This is a genomic window from Mesorhizobium yinganensis (assembly GCF_040081985.1).
Classification (GTDB): Bacteria; Pseudomonadota; Alphaproteobacteria; order Rhizobiales; family Rhizobiaceae; genus Kumtagia; species Kumtagia yinganensis.
This window is the reverse complement of the sequence record NZ_JBEBMH010000008.1, coordinates 165237-183864: the sequence shown is the minus strand read 5'-3', so window position 1 is coordinate 183864 and position 18628 is coordinate 165237. Positions and strand designations below refer to the sequence as shown.

General features: G+C 64.6%; 18 protein-coding genes and 1 riboswitch. Of the genes, 14 read left to right on the top strand and 4 right to left on the bottom strand.

Features of this window, described 5'->3' with window-relative positions:
• Positions 1 to 35 precede the first annotated feature (35 nt).
• From ABMA59_RS17060 to ABMA59_RS17045, 4 genes are all read right to left on the bottom strand, one after another.
• Positions 36 to 3731 carry a cobaltochelatase subunit CobN gene (locus ABMA59_RS17060; protein WP_349006580.1) on the bottom strand — a complete coding sequence of 1232 codons (3696 nt, stop codon included), beginning with the start codon at positions 3729 to 3731 and terminating at the stop codon, positions 36 to 38.
• A gap of 10 nt (positions 3732 to 3741) precedes the next feature.
• A complete protein-coding gene (gene cobW / locus ABMA59_RS17055; protein WP_349006579.1) occupies positions 3742 to 4779 on the bottom strand; it encodes a cobalamin biosynthesis protein CobW in 1038 nt (345 codons plus the stop codon).
• The gene (locus tag ABMA59_RS17050; protein ID WP_349006578.1) at positions 4776 to 5195 is read right to left on the bottom strand and encodes a DUF1636 family protein; all 420 of its coding nucleotides are present in this window, start codon (positions 5193 to 5195) and stop codon (positions 4776 to 4778) included. The genes cobW and ABMA59_RS17050 overlap by 4 nt, the downstream gene beginning before the upstream one ends.
• 35 nt (positions 5196 to 5230) lie before the next feature.
• A riboswitch (cobalamin riboswitch) is annotated at positions 5231 to 5434 on the bottom strand.
• The gene (locus ABMA59_RS17045) at positions 5429 to 6670 is read right to left on the bottom strand and encodes a winged helix-turn-helix domain-containing protein (protein WP_349006577.1); all 1242 of its coding nucleotides are present in this window, start codon (positions 6668 to 6670) and stop codon (positions 5429 to 5431) included. (Overlaps the previous riboswitch by 6 nt.)
• A gap of 298 nt (positions 6671 to 6968) precedes the next feature.
• Here ABMA59_RS17045 and ABMA59_RS17040 point away from each other — a divergent pair, with 298 nt between their 5' ends.
• The 14 genes from ABMA59_RS17040 to ABMA59_RS16975 all read left to right on the top strand — a co-directional run bounded on the left by ABMA59_RS17040 (position 6969) and on the right by ABMA59_RS16975 (position 18626).
• Positions 6969 to 7334, top strand: a complete 366-nt coding sequence (locus tag ABMA59_RS17040; protein ID WP_349006576.1) for an NADH-quinone oxidoreductase subunit A — start codon at positions 6969 to 6971, stop codon at positions 7332 to 7334.
• The gene (locus ABMA59_RS17035; RefSeq protein ID WP_308056703.1) at positions 7325 to 7906 is read left to right on the top strand and encodes a NuoB/complex I 20 kDa subunit family protein; all 582 of its coding nucleotides are present in this window, start codon (positions 7325 to 7327) and stop codon (positions 7904 to 7906) included. The genes ABMA59_RS17040 and ABMA59_RS17035 overlap by 10 nt, the downstream gene beginning before the upstream one ends.
• A gap of 5 nt (positions 7907 to 7911) precedes the next feature.
• On the top strand, positions 7912 to 8517 hold the full coding sequence (locus ABMA59_RS17030) for an NADH-quinone oxidoreductase subunit C (RefSeq protein WP_349006575.1): 606 nt from the start codon (positions 7912 to 7914) through the stop codon (positions 8515 to 8517).
• A gap of 8 nt (positions 8518 to 8525) precedes the next feature.
• On the top strand, positions 8526 to 9716 hold the full coding sequence (locus ABMA59_RS17025; protein ID WP_349006574.1) for an NADH-quinone oxidoreductase subunit D: 1191 nt from the start codon (positions 8526 to 8528) through the stop codon (positions 9714 to 9716).
• The gene (locus ABMA59_RS17020; RefSeq protein ID WP_349006573.1) at positions 9713 to 9952 is read left to right on the top strand and encodes a hypothetical protein; all 240 of its coding nucleotides are present in this window, start codon (positions 9713 to 9715) and stop codon (positions 9950 to 9952) included. Before ABMA59_RS17025 ends, ABMA59_RS17020 begins: the two co-directional genes overlap by 4 nt.
• An 11-nt stretch (positions 9953 to 9963) precedes the next feature.
• The gene (locus ABMA59_RS17015) at positions 9964 to 11238 is read left to right on the top strand and encodes an NADH-quinone oxidoreductase subunit E (protein WP_349006572.1); all 1275 of its coding nucleotides are present in this window, start codon (positions 9964 to 9966) and stop codon (positions 11236 to 11238) included.
• A 10-nt stretch (positions 11239 to 11248) separates the two neighbouring features.
• Positions 11249 to 12553 (top strand): NADH-quinone oxidoreductase subunit NuoF, encoded by a 1305-nt coding sequence (gene nuoF / locus ABMA59_RS17010; protein WP_349006571.1) that lies wholly within the window; start codon positions 11249 to 11251, stop codon positions 12551 to 12553.
• A 119-nt stretch (positions 12554 to 12672) separates the two neighbouring features.
• A complete protein-coding gene (locus ABMA59_RS17005; protein WP_349006570.1) occupies positions 12673 to 13668 on the top strand; it encodes an NADH-quinone oxidoreductase subunit E in 996 nt (331 codons plus the stop codon).
• A gap of 14 nt (positions 13669 to 13682) precedes the next feature.
• Positions 13683 to 13994, top strand: coding sequence for a pentapeptide repeat-containing protein (locus ABMA59_RS17000; RefSeq protein ID WP_349006569.1), 312 nt, complete (start codon positions 13683 to 13685; stop codon positions 13992 to 13994).
• Positions 13994 to 16078 carry an NADH-quinone oxidoreductase subunit NuoG gene (nuoG, locus tag ABMA59_RS16995; protein ID WP_349006568.1) on the top strand — a complete coding sequence of 695 codons (2085 nt, stop codon included), beginning with the start codon at positions 13994 to 13996 and terminating at the stop codon, positions 16076 to 16078. Before ABMA59_RS17000 ends, nuoG begins: the two co-directional genes overlap by 1 nt.
• A gap of 9 nt (positions 16079 to 16087) precedes the next feature.
• Positions 16088 to 17131 carry an NADH-quinone oxidoreductase subunit NuoH gene (gene nuoH, locus ABMA59_RS16990; protein ID WP_349006567.1) on the top strand — a complete coding sequence of 348 codons (1044 nt, stop codon included), beginning with the start codon at positions 16088 to 16090 and terminating at the stop codon, positions 17129 to 17131.
• Positions 17131 to 17322 carry a hypothetical protein gene (locus ABMA59_RS16985; RefSeq protein ID WP_349006566.1) on the top strand — a complete coding sequence of 64 codons (192 nt, stop codon included), beginning with the start codon at positions 17131 to 17133 and terminating at the stop codon, positions 17320 to 17322. The genes nuoH and ABMA59_RS16985 overlap by 1 nt, the downstream gene beginning before the upstream one ends.
• A 1-nt stretch (position 17323) precedes the next feature.
• Positions 17324 to 17815 carry an NADH-quinone oxidoreductase subunit NuoI gene (gene nuoI, locus ABMA59_RS16980; protein ID WP_349006564.1) on the top strand — a complete coding sequence of 164 codons (492 nt, stop codon included), beginning with the start codon at positions 17324 to 17326 and terminating at the stop codon, positions 17813 to 17815.
• 190 nt (positions 17816 to 18005) lie between these two features.
• Complete coding sequence (locus tag ABMA59_RS16975; RefSeq protein WP_349006563.1) at positions 18006 to 18626, top strand: NADH-quinone oxidoreductase subunit J; 621 nt, start codon at positions 18006 to 18008, stop codon at positions 18624 to 18626.
• Positions 18627 to 18628: the final 2 nt, after the last annotated feature.

Sequence of the window (18628 nt, the reverse complement as noted above, 5' to 3'; positions counted from 1 at the left end):
AAGTGCCGGGCAGGCGCCACGTTTGAGAGGGGCGTTCATTCCGCGGCCTGCGGTGCGGCTTCCGCCATCAGCGCGGCAAGATCGTCGTCGACCGAGTTTCGGAGCGGATGCCAGAGGCCGCGCCGGCGCGCGGCGGCAAAACGCTCGGCGATGAAGCGGGCAGCGGACGGATTTTCGCGCAGCAGGAAATCGCGGACGCGCGGATCGCCGAGATAGGCGTCGTGTACGGCCTCGATCAGCGTGCCTGGGATAGCGTTGGTGGTTTCGGCAAAACCGACAAGCCGATCGACCGTCTCGGCGAATTCGGAGGCGCCGCGCGGCCCGTGCCGCATCTGGCCCTCGATGAAGATCGGGTTTGTCGCACGTGCCCGCACGACGCGGGTCACGGCTTCGGTCACCGAGCGTGGCCGGGGTCTTGCCGGATCGGTCGTGTCGAGCACGATCACGTCGGCGTTCTTTCCGAGCGCCGCAAGTGCCGCCGAAAAGCCGCCGATGAAGGCCACATCGGCCGAGCCTTCGAGAATGTCGCGGGTCGCGTCGTCGCCGGTGTGGACCAGCAGGTCGGCCTCAGCGAGGCGGCCGGCGAAGTCGCCGGGGGCTGCTACCGCTTCGCCCTCGGCGCCGCCAAAAGCGTGCGAGGCGCTTTCGAGATAGGCCCTTCCGATTTCTTCCCGCGCGTTCCAGTCGCCGCGCGAAAGAACGTCCTCGACACCGGAACCGTAGGTGCCCGGCGAGGAGCCAAAGATGCGGGCGGGCGTCTTGCCGGCGGCTCGCGTCTCGGCGGCGAGCGGATTGTCGGCGACATCCTCGTGGCAAGCGGAGACGGCACGCGCGGCGGCGTCCATCAGCGCGATCTGCGTCGGGAACATGTCGCGGAACAGGCCGGAAATCCGCCACGTGACGTCGATGCGGGGGCGGCCCAGCAGGGCCGGCGGCAACACCTCGATGCCGGTGACGCGGCCGGTGGCGGCGTCCCATTGCGGACGGCAGCCCATCAGCGCAAGGCCCTGGGCGATCTCCTCGCCGCCGGTGCGCAGCGAGGCGCTGCCCCACAGGTCGAGAACCAATGCGCGCGGCCAGTCTCCGTGATCCTGCAGATAGCGGCGCAGCACCTCCTCGGCGGCCGCCTTGCCGAGATCGAAGGCGGTCGGCATCGGCATGGTGCGCGGATCGGCGGTGAAGAGGTTGCGGCCGGTGGGCAGCACGTCGGTGCGGCCGCGCGCCGGCGCGCCGGCCGGCCCGGCGCGGACATGGCGGCCGCCGAGCGCGGCGAGCAGGTTTTCGCGCTCTGCCTGGGCGCTGGCAATGCGTAGCTGGTCCGTCTCGCCGGAAGCGGGGCGGCCGTAAATATGCAGTCCGTCCTTGACGGCAAAATCTTTGAGGTCGCAGAGCCAGGCGTCGATGCGGCGGAGCGCCTCGTCCGGGGCGTCGGTATTCGCCACGCCGGCCTCGGCGGCGAGGCCGGATTTCGACGCGGTCTCGACGATCAGTTTCGCCAGCCGGTCGCGGCGGCGGCGGTCGAGACCATCGGCCTGCGCATATTCGTCGACCAGCCGCTCCAGCTTTTGTTTTTCCGCGTCGAGGCCAGCGCTGGTCATTGGCGGCGGCAGATGGCCGAGCGTCACCGCGGCTATACGGCGCTTGGCCTGCGCCGCCTCGCCCGGATTGCTGACGATGAAGGGATAGACGACGGGCAGGGCGCCGGTGACGATTTCGGGGAAGCAGTTCTGGCTCAGGGCCACGGTTTTTCCCGGCAGCCATTCCAGCGTGCCGTGGGCGCCGACATGGATCAGTGCGTGGACGCCGAGCGATTCGCGCAGCCACAGGCCGAAGGCCAACAGCGCGTGGCGCGGCGGCAGCGCCGCGTCATGATAGTCCGCGCGGCGGTCGGCTGAGCGGCCGCGATCCGGGGCAAGGGCGACGGTGACGTTGCCGAAACGCGCGGCGCGGAAGGGGAAAGACCCAACGCTAGAGGCATCCAGGTAATGTTGGCGCCCTGCAGTGCCCCCCTCTGTCCTGCCGGACATCTCCCCCACGAGGGGGGAGATTGGCAGTGTCGGCGACGCAGCCTCTTCTGCAACGTGGGTGATTGGCGAAACCAAAGCGGCCAGCGCAATCTCCCCCCTTGTGGGGGAGATGCCCAGCAGGACAGAGGGGGGCGACATAGAGCGCGAGCCGCCGTCAATCACAACTGCATCCTCCGCCGCATCGCCCCACGCAGCCTCGACCGCAGCCATCGCCCCGGCCGGCAAACCATCCGCCATCCGCCGATATTCGTCCAGCGTCAGGCTATGGCCACCGCGCTCCAACAGATCCAGCATCGCGCGTGGCGATTCGGGAATCGAATCAACACAATATCCGGCGTCCTTCACGTCGCGCAGCATTGCGAGCACGCTGGCCGGCACGTCGAGGCCGACGGCGTAGCCGGTGCGGCCTGGCGCCGAAGGATAGTCGGGGATGATGATGGCGAGACGCCGGTTTTCGCGCGGCGTGTCGGCAAGCCGCAGGAATGCTGCAATGCGCGCCGCGACCTGCTCGACGCGGTCTGGTTCCGGCGTGTTCGTCTGCGCGGTGAAACCCAGCTCCTGGTTGGCCGCGCTTGGCGCCTTGAATGAGATTGCTCCGGCGAGAACGCGGCCGTCGAGTTCCGGCATGACAACATGCATGGCGAGGTCGGCGGGCGCGAGGCCGCGCGGATTCTTCTCCCAAGCCTCGCGGCGGGTGGTGGCGACGATCACCTGGAACACCGGCACGCCGGCGCGGTCGAACAGCGTGTCGGCGCCCGGTTCCGCGCCGACCGCGAAAGCGGTGGCGGTGATGATTGCCGCGGGTTTCAGGTCAGCGATTGCCGTTTCGACGAAGGCGACGGATTCGGCGTCCTTCAGGCTGGAGACGAAGATCGGCACCGGCCGGATGTTTTTTGCCGAAAGCGCCGCGCAGAGAGCGTCGATAGGGGCGACGTCGTCGGCGAGCAGCATCGAACGGTAGAACAGGATGGGGACGACGGGGTTTCCCTCCCCCTTGAGGGGGGCCGAAGGACGGCCCGAAGGGCCGGGTGGGGTCCGCTCTGCAGTGCTCGGCGTTTCCCTATGCCGAGCGCTTCCTTTACCAACCCCCTCTGTCGGCTTCGCCGACATCTCCCCCTCAAGAGGGGAGAGAGCGGTGCGCCTGGCGAGCTCCCCTCTGAGAAAGTAGAATCCCGCTCTCGGTAAAACGACCGGCGCAGCAGCAGTCTCCTCGCCACGCGCCAGTCCTACAAGCCGGCGAACCAGCACGTCCATGTTGCCCGGCCCGCCTTCGCGAAACAGCGCCAAGAGTGCGTCGAGTTCGGCGCGCGGCAGCGTTGAGCTCTCGACCAGCCGCTCGTCCTGCTCGCGGCATTCGCCGGGCAGCATCGCCAGCCCGATGTTTTTGGCGCGGGCCAGCGCTGCAAGCTGGTCGCAGCCGTAGCGCCACCAGTCATAGCCGCCGAGGATGCGCACCAGGATGACTTTTGCGTGTGACGCGGCCTTCTCGATCCAGAGGTCGACCGACATCGGGTGGCGCAGGTCGCGCAGCGGGGCGAGCCGCATCGACGGCAGCGCGTCGCCACCCCGCCGCCAGGCCGAGGCGATCGCAGCCAGGTCGCTGTCGGTGAAGGACAGCGCCGCGATATCCGCCGGCGATTGGTCAAGGTCGACCGGCTCGACGAGATCGTCGAGCGAAGCGGATGTTGTGGGCAGGATGTGCATAGGCTTCGCGCTATCCGACGAGTATCTTTTCGACCTTCGCCCGGTTGAGCCCCTTCAATCCGATCACCACCAGCCGCGAGCGGCGGTCGTCGTCTGCGGTCCAGGGGCGGTCGTAATAGTGGTTGACGCGCGGGCCGACGGCCTGCACCAGAAGCCGCATCGGCTTGTTGTCGACCGCAATAAAACCCTTCATGCGCAGCACATTCTCGCTCTCGGCGGCGGCCGAAATGCGCCGAGCCAACTCCTCGGCGTCCGCAACCTTCGGCAACTCGACGATAAAGGAATCGAAATCGTCGTGTTCGTGGTCGAGTTCGCCGTCGTGATGGGTCTTTCTGTTCTCGATGTCGTCCTCGACGGCGAGCCCAAGCCCGAGCAGCACGGAAGGATCGACGCGGCCCTGCGCCGTCGGCACCACCTTCACGGCGCGCGAAAGATGTTCGTCGATCAGGCTTTTGGCCTTGCTCGCCGCCTCGGTGTTCATCAGGTCGCTCTTGGACAGGATCACCAGATCGGCGCAGGCGACCTGATCCTCGAACACTTCCTCGACCGGATCATCGTGGTCGAGAGTGGAGTCCGCGGCACGCTGGGCGGCAAGCGCCTCCATGTCGTTGGCGACTTTTCCGGCGGCGAGCGCCGGGCCATCGACGACCGCAACTACGCCGTCGACGGTCACGCGGCTCTTCACCGTCGGCCATTGGAACGCCTGCACCAGCGGTTTTGGCAGGGCCAGCCCGGAAGTCTCGATGATGATGTGGTCGACCTTCGGCTCCTTGGCGAGGATCTGGTCGAGCGCCGGCACGAAATCGTCGGCCACGGTGCAGCACAGGCAGCCATTGGCGAGTTCGATGATGTTTTCCTCCGGGCAGGCGTCGACGCCGCAACCCTTCAGGATTTCGCCGTCGATGCCGACATCGCCGAACTCGTTGACAATCAGCGCCAGCCGCCGGCCGCCGGCGTTTTCGAGGATGTGGCGGATCATCGTCGTCTTGCCGGCGCCGAGGAAGCCGGTGACGACGGTGCAGGGTGTTCGGGCAAGCGAAGTGGTCATGAAAGGTCCTTGAGCAACGAAGCGGGCGGGATGCGGGCGACAAGCCCGCGTTTCAGGCAGTCGGGGCGGCCGCGCCAGGGCAGCAGGCCGTCCTGCGAGGTGGCGAACAGTTTTGCGCCGGCAACGAGGTTGGACGCGTTGTCGACGGTGAGGTCGCCGAACACGTAGCTCCAGCAGTTGTCGCGCAGCATTGCGGCGCTGAGGCGGCGCTTGCAGTTGCCGAGGCATTCCAACTGGCGCACGGCAATGCCTTCGCCATGCGCGATCTCGCGCACGCGGTCGCCAAGAATTTCGCCGGGACGTGGGCGGGCGTCGGAACCGGTCGCGTCGCGGCAGGATGAGCAGACGACCAGCGTCACGCCGGTATCGGCGGATGGCTCGGCAGTCGTCGCCGGGAAGAAGGCGGTCTGGTCCAAACGATACTCCTCGTCCGGGTCACCCGCCGGACTTTTGGATTTCTAGGCTGACGGCAGGTCTCCTGGCTCGCGGCTCCTGCGCCTCGCGCCGCCTTCCCGGATTTTTCATCCAGTGGCCTTCGGCGCGGGCTAACCGCTTACAGTTGCGGGGACAGCCGCGGAGTTGGGCCCAAACCCGCACCGCGTTCCCTCTTAGCCCTTCCCGTTGCGGGGAAGGGACCGTCGGCCATGATTTAGGCCCCCGTGGCCGAGCCTGTCAACGCAGCCGCGCGACCATGGATGTCGCGTAGCGCCGGGCCAAGTTCGCCCGCCGGCGTGATCTCGGTCCGCTCCAGCCCCAGCCAGCCGCGCATCAGCTCTATTTCCGCCGCCAGTTCCTCGGCCGCGTTCGGCGGTGCTCCCGGTTGGGCGTAGGCCGCCAGAACGCGCAGCACGTCGGCCGGGCGATCAGCTTTCATGTCGACACGCCCGACAATGGTGTCGCCGAGCAGGAAGGGCAGCACGTAATAACCGAACTGCCGCTTCTCGGCCGGCGTATAAATCTCGATGCGGTAGTGGAAATCGAACAGCCGTTCGGAGCGGGCGCGCTCCCACACCAGCGGATCGAACGGCGCCAGCAGGGCGCGCGCCTCGACCTTTCGCGGCAGCCGGGTACCTGAATGGAGATAGGCCGGGTTTTTCCAGCCCTCGACCGAGACCGGAAGCAGGTCGCCCGATTCGACCAGTTCCTCCAGGCGGCCCTTCACATCCCCGGGCGACAGGCGATAATAGTCGCGCAGGTCGCCATAGGTGGCGATGCCGAGCGCGCGGGCCGACCTCAGCAGCAATTCGCGATGCGCTTCGGCCGCCGGAATGTCGGGGCGGTCGAAGACTTCCTTGGGCAGCACGCGCTCGGGCAGGTCATAGAGCCGCTCGAAACCGCGGCGCGAGGCGGTGGTTATCCGGCCCGCCCAGAACAGCCATTCGAAGGCGTGCTTTTCATCGCTCCAGCCCCACCAGCCGCCCTTGCCCTTGGCGCCGTCGATGTCGGAGGCGGCGATCGGGCCGCGCGCCTTGACCTCCTGCAAAACCTCCTCGATGAACGGCATCTTGTCGTCGGCCCAGCGGGCAAGGCCCTTGTAGATCTCCATGTCGTCATTGGCGTTCGCCCGCTCCATGCGCCAGCGCATCAGCGGCCAGCTTTCCAGCGGCAGCAGCGAAGCCTCGTGCGCCCAGTATTCGAACAGCATGCGTTTCCTGCCTGGTGCTGCGGCGTCGTCGAGCAGCGCCATCGGGTACGGGCCTAGGCGGGAGAACAGCGGCATATAATGCGCGCGCACCACCGCGCTGACGGAATCCATCTGCAGCAGGCCCAGCCGGTCGAGCGTTTTTGTCAAATGCCGGCGTGTGATCGGCCCTTCCGGACGCGGGTCGGCAAGGCCCTGCGCGGCAATGGCGACACGGCGGGCAAGAGCAAGAGAGATCTTTTCCTTCATCTGCATTCCGGCGGTGTTTGTTGGTGTTTGTCGGAGCTTTTTTCGGCGCTGCACCATATGGACGGGCGCTTCGCCATTCGTCCACCGGCCCGCGTCATCATCCTGACAGCATATGTGGTTGATACATGCCGCGAATTCGCCAAGGTTCGGCTTGCTTCGCCCCACTGCCTGCGCTAACCCTCGCCGCATCGCAGCAAGGTTTTCGGGCGCTGGCCGATCGGGTCAGACTGTCGCGGTCCCAGCCTCCCGTTCCGTGCTATGATCGGACCAGTCAGGATCGCAAACGGAAGGCCGGAGCATGGACGGACTACTCAGTTCCTATCTTCCCGTCGTCATATTTCTCGCCGTGTCGATCGCCATCCCGGTCGCGCTGGTGGTTGCGCCCTATCTGGTCGCCCACCGCAACCCCGACCCGGAGAAGCTGTCGGCCTATGAGTGCGGATTCAATTCGTTCGACGATGCGCGCATGAAGTTCGACATTCGCTTCTATCTGGTGTCGATCCTGTTCATCATCTTCGACCTCGAAGTGGCCTTCCTGTTTCCATGGGCGGTTTCGTTCGGCCAGATCGGCATGCTCGGCTTCTGGTCGATGATGATTTTCCTGGCCGTGCTGACCATCGGCTTCGTCTATGAGTGGAAAAAAGGAGCGTTGGAATGGGATTGAACGACGCTTCCGCAACGCTCGTCGCGCCAAGGCCGAAGGGCATCATCGATCCGAACACCGGCAAGCCGGTAGGTTCCGACGACGTTTTCTTCGGCGAGCTCAACAATGAGTTGTCCGACAAAGGTTTCATCGTCACCTCGTCCGAGGCGCTGATCACCTGGGCGCGCACCGGCTCACTGATGTGGATGACCTTCGGCCTGGCCTGCTGCGCGGTCGAGATGATGCACATCTCCATGCCGCGCTACGACGCCGAGCGCTTCGGCATCGCGCCGCGCGCGAGCCCACGCCAGTCGGACGTGATGATCGTCGCAGGCACGCTGACCAACAAGATGGCGCCGGCGCTCCGCAAGGTTTACGACCAGATGCCTGAGCCACGCTACGTCATCTCCATGGGCTCCTGTGCCAATGGCGGCGGCTATTATCACTATTCCTATTCGGTGGTGCGCGGCTGCGACCGCGTGGTGCCGGTCGACATCTACGTGCCGGGCTGCCCGCCGACGGCGGAAGCGTTGCTCTACGGCATTTTGTTGCTGCAGAAGAAGATCCGCCGCACCGGCACGATCGAACGGTGATCCGAATGAGCGAAGCGCTTAACGATCTCTCGGCCTATTTGTCGGAGAAGCTGGGTGGACGGCTGGACAAGGCCATCGTCGCCTATGGCGAGTTGACGCTGTCGGTCGAGGCGGCGAACATCGTCGAGGTGCTGTCGTTCCTGAAGAACGATGTGCAGTGCCAATTCGTGTCGGTCATCGATATCTGCGGCGCAGATTATCCGTCGCGGGCAAAACGGTTTGACGTGGTCTATCACCTCCTGTCGCCGCGTCAGAACCTGCGCATCCGCGTCAAGGTGCAGGCCGACGAGGAGACGATGGTGCCGTCGGCCACCGCCGTCTATCCCGGCGCCGACTGGTTCGAGCGCGAGGCCTACGATCTCTACGGCATCCTGTTCTCCGACCATCCGGACCTGCGCCGCATCCTCACCGATTACGGTTTCGAAGGGCATCCGCTGCGCAAGGACTTTCCGCTGACGGGTTTCGTCGAGGTGCGCTACGACGACGAGGCGAAACGCGTCGTCTACGAGCCGGTGGAGCTCAAGCAGGAATTCCGCAATTTCGACTTCATGTCGCCATGGGAAGGCACGGACTACGTGCTGCCGGGTGACGAAAAAGCCAAGACGAACTGAGGCGTATTATGGCCGAAACGTCGGTACGCAATTTTAACATTAACTTCGGGCCTCAACACCCTGCAGCGCATGGTGTTTTGCGCCTCGTGCTCGAACTCGACGGCGAAGTGGTCGACCGCGTCGATCCGCATATCGGCCTGCTGCATCGCGGCACCGAAAAGCTGATCGAGGCTAAGACCTATCTTCAGGCCGTACCGTATTTCGACCGCCTCGACTATGTCGCGCCGATGAACCAGGAGCACGCCTTCGCGCTTGCCGTCGAGCGTCTGCTCGGCATCGAGGTGCCCATCCGTGGCCAGTTGATCCGCGTGCTCTATTCCGAGATCGGCCGCATCCTGTCGCATCTGCTCAACGTCACCACGCAGGCGATGGATGTCGGAGCGCTCACCCCGCCGCTTTGGGGTTTCGAAGAGCGCGAGAAGCTCATGGTGTTCTACGAGCGGGCCTGCGGCGCACGCATGCATGCCGCCTATTTCCGGCCAGGCGGCGTGCACCAGGACCTGCCGCAAAAGCTGGTCGAGGATATCGGCAAGTGGATCGATCCGTTCCTGAAGACGGTGGATGATCTCACGGAACTGTTCATCGAGAACCGCATCTTCAAGCAGCGCAATGTCGATATCGGCGTCGTGTCGCTCGACGACGCCTGGGCCTGGGGTTTTTCAGGCGTGATGGTGCGCGGCTCGGGTGCCGCCTGGGACCTGCGCAAAAGCCAGCCCTACGAATGTTATCCGGAGATGGAATTCGACATTCCGGTCGGCAAGAATGGTGACAACTACGACCGCCAGGTGATCCGCATGGAGGAGATGCGGCAGTCGGCAAGAATCATGCGCCAGTGTGTCGACCGGCTACTGGGCAAGGATAGCAACGGACCTGTGTCGAATACCGACGGCAAGGTCGTGCCGCCGAAGCGGCCGGCCATGAAGCGCTCCATGGAAGCGCTGATCCACCATTTCAAGCTCTATACGGAAGGCTATCACGTGCCGGCCGGCGAGGTGTATGCGGCGGTGGAGGCGCCGAAGGGCGAGTTCGGCGTCTATCTGGTCTCCGACGGCACCAACAAGCCGTATCGCTGCAAGCTCCGCGCCCCCGGCTTCGCGCATCTGCAGGCGATGGATTTCCTCTGCCGCGGCCACATGCTGGCCGACGTGTCTGCCATTCTGGGCTCGCTCGACATCGTGTTCGGGGAGGTGGACAGGTGAGAACGCTGCTATTGGCTGCCGCCCTTTCGCTGCTCGCCGTGCCAGCCATCGCGCAGGACAAGCCTACGGTCGAAACCCTGCTCAAGCAGGGCTACGAGGTGGTCGGCGTTTTCCCGTCCAATGCCGGTCCCGGTCTCCTCTTGGAGAACGACGACGACAAGCTGATGATGTGCTTCGTGGCTGAGACACCACAATCGGCTGAAATCGTTACGCAATATTGCAAGCCCGTGCGTTGAGGTTTGTCTGAATGTCCGTCCGCCGTCTCGCAGAAGCCAGCGTCCAGCCCGCCACTTTCGCCTTCAACGAGGCGATGACTGACGAGGCCAGGACGTGGATCAAAAAATATCCGGAAGGCCGGCAGCAGTCGGCGGTCATCCCGCTGCTGATGCTGGCGCAGGACCAGGAAGGCTGGGTAAGCAAGGCGGCCATCGAGCACGTCAGCCAGATGCTCGAAATGCCGCTGATCCGCGTGCTGGAAGTCGCGACTTTCTACACGCAGTTCCAGCTGAAGCCTGTGGGTTCGAAGGCCCACATTCAGGTCTGCGGAACGACGCCCTGCATGCTGCGCGGCGCGGAAGAGCTGATGGATGTCTGCCGCTCGAAAATCCATCACGACCAGTTCCACCTGAACGACAACGGCACGCTGTCCTGGGAGGAAGTCGAATGCCTCGGCGCCTGCGTGAATGCGCCGATGGTGATGGTGTTCAAGGATACCTACGAGGATCTGACGCCGGAACGTTTGGCCGAGATCATCGATGCATTCGAAAGCGGCAAGGGCGACAGCGTCAAGCCCGGGCCGCAGGTCGAGCGCGTCTATTCCGCGCCGATTTCGGGCTTTTCCAGCCTGAACGACGAAGTGGCAGTCCTGAAGACGACCCGCGACCGCGAGGCTCGGGAAGCGGCAGCCAAGGCTGCCGCGGCCGCGCCGGTCGCCGATGCCGCGACGGTGCCGCCATCGCAGGCGGCCAAGCCGAAGACCGACGCGCCGGAAACCAGCCCCGCGCTGAAGACGCCCTCACCGGAGAAGGCGAGCGTCAACGGCGAGAAGGCGGCGAGTGTTGCCGCGCCCGCACATTCGGTTGCCAACGCCAACCAGGCTTCGCCGGCTGTGGAGAAGACCGAGAAGCAACGCAGCGCGCGCACACCGCGCAGCGAGCCTGCCGCAGCATTCAAGGCTCCCGAGGCGAAGCAGGGAAGCGCCGCGCCGAAAGCCAAGGCTGGTTCGGCGAAACCTTCGCTGGAGGACAAGAACCGTCCGGCGGGCATCGAGAAGCCGGCTGCCGTTGACGATCTTCAGTTGATCTCAGGCGTCGGCCCGAAGATCGAAGGCATTTTGCATTCGCTCGGCATCTACACCTACGCGCAGGTGGCGTCGTGGAAGAAGGCGGAGCGCGAGTGGGTCGACGGTTACCTGTCGTTCCACGGTCGCATCGAGCGTGAAGACTGGGTGAAGCAGGCCAAGGCGCTGGCCAAGGGCGGCGTCGCCGAATACATCCGCGTCTTCGGCAAGAAGCCGGTCTGAGGGACGAAAAATGCTTCAGGACAAAGACCGCATCTTCACCAACATCTACGGGCAATTCGACCGGTCGCTGAAAGGCGCGATGTCGCGCGGCGCCTGGGACGGCACCAAGGCGATCATCGACAAGGGCCGCGACTGGATCGTCAACGAGATGAAGGCGTCAGGGCTGCGCGGGCGCGGCGGCGCGGGCTTCCCGACAGGGCTGAAATGGTCGTTCATGCCCAAGCAGAGCGACGGCCGCCCGAGCTACCTCGTCGTCAACGCCGATGAATCGGAACCCGGTACGTGCAAGGACCGCGACATTCTTCGCCACGATCCGCACACGCTGGTCGAAGGCTGCCTGCTGGCCGGCTTCGCCATGGGCGCGATCGCCGCCTACATCTATGTGCGTGGCGAGTTCATCCGCGAGCGCGAGGCGCTGCAGCGCGCCATCGACGAAGCTTATGATGCCGGCCTGATCGGCAAGAACAACAAGAACGGCTACGATTTCGAGATCTACGTGCACCACGGCGCCGGCGCCTATATCTGCGGCGAGGAGACGGCCCTGCTAGAAAGCCTCGAGGGCAAGAAGGGCCAGCCGCGTCTCAAGCCGCCTTTCCCCGCGAATATGGGCCTCTACGGTTGCCCGACCACCGTAAACAACGTTGAGTCGATCGCCGTGGCGCCGACCATTTTGCGGCGCGGCGCGGCATGGTTCTCGTCGATCGGCCGGGCAAACAATGTAGGCACGAAACTGTTCATGCTGGTCGGGCATGTGAACACGCCGTGCACGGTCGAGGAGGCGATGGGCATCACCTTCCGCGAACTGGTGGAAAAGCATGGCGGCGGCGTGCGCGGCGGCTGGGACAATCTGCTGGCCGTCATTCCCGGGGGCGCGTCCTGCCCGGTGATCAAGGGCGAGGACATGGCCGATGCCATCATGGATTTCGACGGCATGCGCGAGAAGAAGTCGTCCTTCGGCACGGCGGCCGTCATCGTCATGGACAAGTCGACGGATATCGTGAAGGCGATCGCGCGGCTCGCCTATTTCTTCAAGCATGAGAGCTGTGGCCAGTGCACGCCATGCCGCGAGGGCACGGGCTGGATGTGGCGGGTGATGGAGCGGCTGGTGCGCGGCGAGGCGCAGAAGCGCGAGATCGACATGCTGCTCGACGTCACCAAGCAGATCGAGGGCCACACGATCTGCGCGCTGGGTGACGCGGCCGCTTGGCCGATCCAGGGCCTGATCCGCAACTTCCGCCCGGAGATCGAGCGGCGCATCGACGAGTTTACCCGCAACGCGCATCGCGCCGAGCCGGTGCTGGTCGCGGCGGAATAGGAGAGATGCGGAGCGAACCGATCGAACGATCGCATTGATTTGACGAGAAAAAGACGGCCAAGGCGGAAACACTGAGGGACAGCGAGACGGGCGAAATCCGGAACCGAAGGAGCAAGCCGATGTCGATGTTTTCCATTCCTGACGAACTGATGCCGAGCGGGGCGATGCTGGACGAAATGATGAAGGAGACGAAAGCGCTGATGCCGGCCGAGTTCGCCGGTACCATCAATCTGATGGCGCATCCGCTCGCCGGCGTGGCAGCGATGTCGGCGCTTGGCATCGGCTTTGCGAGCCAAGCTGCCGGCGCATGGTTCGGCGTGCTGTCGGGTGCGACAGTTACCTCGCAACGCATGTTCTCCTTCGCCTTTGACGAATATGTCTCCGCGGACGAGTTCCGCGACGCGGCGCGGACGCCTCAAAAGCGCGCCAAGGCTGCCGCATCGTCGCTGATCGCAGAGGTCGGTGCCGCGCCGGCGGTCAGCGATGTCGGACCGTCAAAGCTGGTTGCCCAAAAGGCGGAAAAGGGTCTGCGCATCGTCGAAACGCCTCCTAAGGCGGAAGCTGTTCCCGAAGCCGAGCCGAAGCCCGCCCGGGCTGGCGGCCGAAAGGCTGCAAAGTCAGTTGCTCCGTCTACGGAAATTCAGCCGGTCGTTGCTATTGAGCAACTGGTGACTGAAGCCGAAGCACGGATCGAGAAGGCCGAGCCGATCGTCGACGAGGCCGCGCCTCTGGCGGCCGAGGCTCCTCAAGTCGTGGATGCACCCGAGGTGGCTGAAACAGCGGCCGCGCAGTCGAAGACGGCGCTGGCTTTGCCGGACGCTCCGCCGGCTGTCACGGAGCTTCCGCCTGTTGTCGCTGAAACTTCGCCTGTGTCGCCAAGCAAGCCGACCCCGACGGAAAAACCTGACGCGCCGGACGATTTGAAGGCGATCTCCGGTGTCGGCCCAAAGCTGGAGCAGGTGCTGAATGGCCTCGGTATCTGGACCTATGCGCAGATAGCCGGCTGGGGCGCATCGGAAGTCGCCTGGGTTGACGATACGCTCGGCTTCAAGGGCCGGATCGACCGCGACGGCTGGATCGGTCAGGCGGCGGCGCTGGCCGGCGCGAAGCAGTGACGGAAGGTAAGGCGATGGAGGTTCACGACAAACGCGACGTGCTCGACGTGAAGAACGCCTCGGTGGCGAATTCCCGTTTTGACGACGCGAACCTGTCGAACAGCCATTTCCACAACGCCAACCTCTCGGCGGCGGCATTCGAGAAGGTATTGCTGAGCAATGTGCGCGTCGCCGACGCCAACCTTTCGGGCGCGCATTTCAGCAATGTGAACATGAGCAATGTGAAGATAGAGAACGCGCTGCTCGCGGGCATGACGATCGACGGCGTCAAGGTCAGCGATCTTTTCAAGGCGTATGAAGCGGCGAACACCGCCGGGGACAGATAATGGCAAAGCTCAAGGTCGACGGGAAAGAGATCGAGGTACCCGACCACTACACGCTGCTGCAGGCGGCGGAGGAAGCGGGCGCGGAAGTGCCGCGCTTCTGCTTCCACGAGCGGCTGTCGATCGCCGGCAACTGCCGCATGTGCCTGATCGAGGTGAAGGGCGGACCGCCCAAGCCCCAGGCGAGCTGCGCCATGGGCGTGCGCGACCTGCGCCCCGGTCCGAACGGCGAATTGCCGGAGATGTTCACCAACACGCCGATGGTCAAGAAGGCCAGGGAAGGCGTGATGGAGTTCCTGCTCATCAACCATCCGCTCGACTGCCCGATCTGCGACCAGGGTGGCGAGTGCGACCTGCAGGACCAGGCCATGGCCTTCGGCGTGGACTCCTCGCGTTACAAGGAGAACAAGCGCGCGGTCGAGGACAAATATATCGGCCCGCTGGTCAAGACGATCATGAACCGCTGTATCCACTGTACGCGGTGCGTCCGCTTCACCACCGAGGTGGCCGGTATTTCCGAGCTTGGCCTGATCGGCCGCGGCGAGGACGCCGAGATCACCACCTATCTCGAACAGGCGATGACTTCTGAACTGCAGGGCAACGTCATCGACCTCTGCCCGGTCGGCGCGCTGACCTCGAAACCCTTCGCTTTCACGGCGCGGCCCTGGGAACTGACCAAGACCGAATCGATCGACGTCATGGACGCGGTCGGCTCGGCCATCCGCGTCGATAGCCGCGGCCGCGAGGTGATGCGCATCATGCCGCGCGTCAACGAGCAGGTGAACGAGGAGTGGATTTCCGACAAGAGCCGCTTCATCTGGGATGGCTTGCGCACGCAGCGCCTCGACCGGCCCTATGTGCGTCGCAACGGCAAGCTCGCCGCCGCCACCTGGCCCGAAGCTTTTTCGGCGATCAAGGCCGCCGTTGCCAAGACCAGCGGCGACAGGATCGGCGCGATTGCCGGCGACCTCGCAGCTGTCGAGGAGATGTATGCGCTGAAACTGCTGGCCGAATCGCTGGGCTCGAAGAACATCGACTGCCGGCAGGACGGTGCCGCACTCGACCCGTCGCTCGGGCGCGGCAGCTATATCTTCAACCCGACCATCGAAGGCATCGAGCAGGCCGACGCCGTGCTGATCATCGGCGCAAACCCGCGCTACGAGGCATCGGTGCTGAACGCCCGCATCCGCAAGCGCTCGCGCATGGCCGGACCGTTCCCGGTCGCCGTCATCGGCGAAGCGGTCGACCTGCGCTATCCGCATGAAGTGCTCGGCGCCGGCCCCGACACGCTGAAGGATCTCGCCGCCGGCAACGGAAAGTTCTTCGAGGTGCTGAAGAACGCCAAACACCCGCTGATCATCGTCGGGCAGGGCGCATTGTCGCGAGGCGACGGCGCGGCGGTCCTCGCGCTGGCCGCGCAACTTGCAACCTCCGTCGGCGCGATCGCCGAGAGCTGGAACGGCTTTGCGGTGCTGCACAACGCGGCGGCGCGTGTCGGCGGCCTCGACATCGGCTTCGTGCCGGGCGAGGGCGGCAAGGATGTGGCAGGCATGCTCAGCGGCACGGACGTTCTGTTCCTGCTGGGTGCCGATGAAGTCGACCTGTCGAAAGCCGGCAGCGCCTTCGTCGTCTATATCGGCACGCATGGCGACAAGGGCGCACACCGCGCCGACGTCATCCTGCCGGCTGCCGCCTACACCGAAAAATCGGGCACCTACGTCAACACCGAGGGCCGCGTGCAACAGACGAGCCGCGCCGGTTTCGCGCCGGGCGACGCCCGCGAAGACTGGGCGATCCTGCGCGCGCTCTCCGATGTGCTCGGCAAGAAGCTGCCCTTCGATTCGCTGGCGCAGCTCCGGGCGAAACTGCACGCGGCGCATCCGCATCTGGCCGAGATCGACGAGATTTTTGCGGGCAGCGCCGAAGACGTGGCGAATGCGGCGAAGCTCGGCGGCGCGCTCGGCAAGGCGGCGTTCGTGTCGCCGGTCGAGGATTTTTATCTGACCAACCCGATCGCCCGGGCTTCGGCCGTGATGGCGGAATGCTCGGCGCTCGCCAAGGGCGGCTTCAAGCAGGCAGCGGAATAGGCAAGCCCGATGGAATCCTTCCTCACAATCTACGTGCTGCCCGCGCTGATCATCCTGATCAAGTCGGTCGTGCTGCTGGTCGTCCTGCTGATCTTCGTGGCTTATCTTCTCTATGCCGACCGGAAAATCTGGGCGGCGGTGCAGCTTCGCCGCGGCCCGAACGTTGTCGGTCCCTGGGGGCTGCTGCAGTCCTTCGCCGACCTTTTGAAATTCGTGTTCAAGGAGCCGGTCATCCCGTCCGGCGCCAACAAGGGTATTTTTCTGCTGGCCCCGGTGGTGTCGGCAGCACTTGCGCTGGCCACATGGGCGGTGATCCCGATCAGCGACGGCTGGGCCATCGCCAACATCAATGTCGGCATCCTCTACGTCTTCGCCATCTCGTCGCTGGAAGTCTACGGCGTCATCATGGGCGGCTGGGCGTCGAACTCGAAATATCCGTTCCTCGGCGCGCTGCGCTCGGCCGCGCAGATGGTGTCCTACGAGGTTTCCATCGGCTTCGTCATCGTCACCGTGCTGCTCTGCGTCGGCTCGCTCAACCTTTCCGACATCGTGCTGTCGCAGAAGGATGGCATCGGCACGATGATCGGTCTGCCCAACACTTTCCTCGACTGGCACTGGCTGGCGTTGTTCCCGATGTTCGTCGTGTTCTTCATCTCGGCGCTGGCTGAGACCAACCGGCCGCCGTTCGACCTTGTCGAGGCCGAATCGGAACTCGTCGCCGGCCACATGATCGAATATTCGTCGACGCCGTTCCTGCTGTTCTTCCTCGGCGAATACGTTGCCATCGTGCTGATGTGTGCGCTGACCACCGTGCTGTTCCTCGGCGGGTGGCTGCCGCCCTTCGACTTTGCGCCCTTCACCTGGGTGCCGGGCGTCATCTGGTTCGTGCTCAAGGTCTGCCTGGTGTTCTTCATGTTCGCCATGGTGAAGGCGTTCGTGCCGCGCTACCGCTACGACCAGTTGATGCGCCTGGGCTGGAAGGTGTTCTTGCCGATCTCGCTGGCGATGGTCGTCATCGTCGCCGCCTTCCTGAAGATCACGGGGTTGGCGTGATGTCGGCTTCGCTGATCGGCGCGCTTGTGGGTCTCGTGATCGCAGCGGCGGATTATTATCTGCTGCGGCTTCTCGCCACGCGGGTCGATCTGCCGGAGACGAAGAAGGTTCTGAATGTTACCGGCCTCAGCCAGTTCGTGCTGATGCCGCTGGTGGGCTGGTTCGTCGGCCCGCTGTTTGCTGGAGAATGAGATGTCAGCCTTAGCTCAAGCCGCCAAAGGCCTGCTTCTGAAGGAGTTTGTCGGCGCCTTCTTCCTGTCGATGCGCCAGTTCTTCGCGCCGAAGCCGACGCTGAACTACCCCTTCGAGAAGGGGCCGGTTAGCCCGCGTTTTCGCGGCGAGCACGCGCTGCGTCGTTATCCCAACGGCGAGGAACGCTGCATCGCCTGCAAGCTCTGCGAGGCGATCTGCCCGGCGCAAGCCATCACCATCGAGGCCGGCCCGCGCCGCAACGACGGCACGCGCCGCACGGTGCGTTACGACATCGACATGGTGAAGTGCATCTATTGCGGCTTCTGCCAGGAGGCCTGCCCGGTCGATGCGATCGTCGAGGGGCCGAATTTCGAGTTTGCGACGGAAACGCGCGAGGAACTCTATTACGACAAGGACAAGCTGCTCGCCAACGGCGACCGGTGGGAGCGCGAGATCGCGCGCAACATCGATCTGGACGCGCCGTATCGGTAGGCGGGCAGAAACCGGGGACAGTTTGTTTAATTCCGCCTTCGGGCGCTGCGTTCGGCGAGCGGGCGAGAGCGGAATTAAGTAAACTGTCCCCAGCGCAAACATGGACGGGCCGCAACGGCTCGTCTAAGGAACACGCGATTTCGCGGCCGGAGGCAGGGCGGAATCGTGGACTTGAACCCGGGGGAACCCAATGCTCAACGGACTAGAGGCGATCTTCTTCTACCTCTTCGCCTTCGTCGCGGTTGCCGCGGCGTTCATGGTCATTTCCGCGCGCAACCCCGTGCATTCGGTGCTCTATCTCATCCTCACCTTCTTCAACGCCGCCGCGCTCTTTCTGCTCACCGGCGCCGAGTTCCTGGCGATGATCTTGCTCGTCGTCTATGTCGGCGCGGTCGCGGTGCTGTTCCTGTTCGTCGTCATGATGCTCGACGTCGACTTCGCCGAGTTGAAGAGCGGCGCGCTGCAATATGCGCCGATCGGCGCGCTGGTCGGCATCATCCTGGCGGCGGAACTGATCGTCGTGCTTGGCGGCTACGCCTTCGTCCCCGACCTCGCGACCTCCGTCGCAATGCCCACGCCCGACGTGCTGACGAGGCACAATACGGCGGCGCTCGGCGATATCCTCTACACGGATTACATCTACTATTTCCAGATCGCGGGCCTGATCCTGCTGGTGGCGATGATCGGCGCGATCGTGCTCACGCTGCGCCACAAGGTTGGCGTCAAGCGCCAGAACATCTCGCGGCAGGTGGCGCGCACGCCGGCCACGGCCGTCGAAATCAAGAAGGTCGAGACGGGGAAGGGCATCTGACC